This window comes from Bacteroides sp. (genome assembly GCF_052357945.1).
GTDB lineage: Bacteria > Bacteroidota > Bacteroidia > Bacteroidales > Bacteroidaceae > Bacteroides.
The window spans coordinates 1-2,336 of record NZ_DAWCXD010000290.1 but is presented as its reverse complement, the minus strand read 5'-3'; the positions used below and the strand labels follow the sequence as shown (position 1 = coordinate 2,336).

Genomic DNA, 2,336 nt, shown 5'->3' with positions numbered 1-2,336 from the left:
ATGGCTAAGAATGTTCATGAGGTCTGGTCGAAAACCAGAATAGAACAAGGTTGGACGTATGGCGAAAAGCGGGATGATGTATTGAAACAGCATCCGTGCCTGGTTCCGTATGAAGAATTGCCTGAAGAAGAAAAGGTGTATGACAGAAATTCTTCAGTGGAAACCTTGAAACTGATAATGAAACTGGGGTTTAAGATTTCGAAGGATGAAAAATAGATGATGAATGATGGCAACAACCTTATTCAGAATTTATTTTTATCTTTGAAATTCATTATAAACAGAAAAAGAAATAGATATGAAAAAAGTAATTTGCAGTGAGAAAGCTCCGGGGGCTATCGGCCCTTATAGTCAGGCGATAGAAGCTAATGGTATGGTATTTGTGTCCGGTCAGTTGCCTATTGATGCCGCTACGGGACAGATGGCTGAAGGGATAGAAGGACAGGCTCGCCAGTCGTTGGAGAATATCAAACACATTCTTGAAGAAGCAGGATTGACAATGGGAAACATTGTCAAAACCACTGTATTTCTTCAGGATATGTCCCTGTTTGCAGGGATGAATGGCGTGTATGCTACGTATTTTGACGGAGCTTTTCCGGCACGTTCGGCGGTTGCCGTAAAAGCTCTGCCCAAGGATGCGTTAGTAGAGATTGAGTGTATCGCGGTTCGCTAACAAATCTGCGACAATGAAACTGCTGCCTCCTACAAAGATCAGATCTTTGGGGGGGCAGTTCTTTTTTGCCGCCTGTACAGCTTCCACAACAGTGGGGTGGGTGGTACCTTTCAATCCGGCTTCTTCTGCCAATGCCAATAGTTCATTTTCCGGAAGTGCACGTTTCACACTTGCTTTGGTGAAATAATAGGTGGCATCTTTCGGTAACTCTTGCAAGACACTGCTGATATCCTTATCGTTCACCATGCCAAATACGATGTGCAGTTCCTGGTTGAATTTCTGATGAAGGAAATCAAGATGTCCACAGACATATTTGATTCCATCTACATTATGTCCCGTGTCGCAAATGATATCCGGATAGCTGTGTACTTTCTGCCAGCGTCCCATCAGTCCGGTGAGTTTGCACACATCGGCAAAACCATTGAGATAGTCTTTTGGACAGATGCGATAACCTATTTTTGTCAGCTCTTCAAGAGCAGACAGGATGGTGAGGATATTTTCATGCTGGCAGAGACCGCTTAATTCCATAAAAAGACCTGCAGGAAACATTTCATTGACAATTCGGATAGCATCTTTTCTCTTGTCGAGTATTTTGTCTAATGCTTTAATGCTGTCTGCCGGATGCAGGAAAAGCAATATCTCTTTGGATTCTTGTGCGCTTTCAGATGGTTGGTGAGTCTCTTTTATCAAGTCTTGCAGGACATTATCCAGACGTTTTCTTAGTGCCTGCATTTCCGGATAAGGAAGCCAGTCTGTGGGATTATATGGGAAGATAGAATCTGCATAGTTGATAGGTGCATTCATTTCTTTTGCTTTCATGGTGAACACACGTTTAACGCTGCCTTTAGCTCTGCCGATGACTACCGGAACCCCTTCTTTGATAATGCCTGCTTTTTCTTTGGCTATTTTTGTCAGGGTATTCCCTAGATATTGCATGTGGTCAAAACTGATATTAGTGATGACACATAAATCGGGGTGAATGATGTTGGTGCAATCCAAACGTCCGCCCATTCCTACTTCGATAACGGCTACGTCTACTTTCTGGTCCGCAAAGTAGCGGAACGCCATGGCGGTAGTCAGTTCAAAAAACGAAGGGTGCAGCGGCTCGAAGAAAGAGCGATGCTCTTCTACGAAATTGACTACATACTCTTCCGGTATCATCTCACCGTTGATACGGATACGTTCGCGGAAGTCGATTAAATGAGGGGAGGTGAATAGTCCTACCCGGTAACCGGCGCACTGCAATACGGCTGCGATGGTATGTGAACAGGATCCTTTTCCATTGGTTCCGGCGATATGTATCGTCTTGAATTGTTGATGAGGATGCCCAAAATGTTCGTCCAATTTGTGTGTGGTCTCTAAACCCGGCTTATATGCTTTGCCTCCTATTTGTTGAAACATTGGCGCACTCTCATATAAGTACTTTAAAGTGTTCTGATAGTCCATGTTTTATAATATTTAACGTCGGGCAATCTTTATTGCCCACTAATTTGTTTATCTTTAGAACCGTCAATCTGACTATAAATGGGGGATTGGCGAATGAGATTGCAAATATCAACATTTAAATCTAAGAAATCATGGGAACTAAGAAAAATTTTGTGCTAGACACAAATGTTATTCTTCACGACTACAATTGCTTGAAGAATTTTCAGGAAAATGATATTTA

4 protein-coding genes are annotated in these 2,336 nt (G+C 42.6%); 3 read left to right on the top strand and 1 reads right to left on the bottom strand.

Annotation, left to right across the window (positions count from 1 at the left end; all coding sequences use genetic code 11):
• Both ACT8YW_RS22995 and ACT8YW_RS22990 read left to right on the top strand, forming a co-directional pair.
• On the top strand, positions 1-216 hold a 216-nt coding region (locus tag ACT8YW_RS22995; protein ID WP_444107257.1), incomplete at its 5' end, for a RyR domain-containing protein.
• A 79-nt stretch (positions 217-295) separates the two neighbouring features.
• On the top strand, positions 296-670 hold the full coding sequence (locus ACT8YW_RS22990) for a RidA family protein (protein WP_004327226.1): 375 nt from the start codon (positions 296-298) through the stop codon (positions 668-670).
• Here ACT8YW_RS22990 and ACT8YW_RS22985 read toward each other — a convergent pair.
• A complete protein-coding gene (locus ACT8YW_RS22985; RefSeq protein WP_444107256.1) occupies positions 638-2,116 on the bottom strand; it encodes a bifunctional folylpolyglutamate synthase/dihydrofolate synthase in 1,479 nt (492 codons plus the stop codon). The two genes, ACT8YW_RS22990 and ACT8YW_RS22985, sit on opposite strands and share 33 nt — an antisense overlap.
• 131 nt (positions 2,117-2,247) lie before the next feature.
• On the opposite strand from ACT8YW_RS22985, the gene ACT8YW_RS22980 reads away from it, so the two are divergent.
• On the top strand, positions 2,248-2,336 hold an 89-nt coding region (locus tag ACT8YW_RS22980; RefSeq protein ID WP_444107258.1), incomplete at its 3' end, for a PIN domain-containing protein.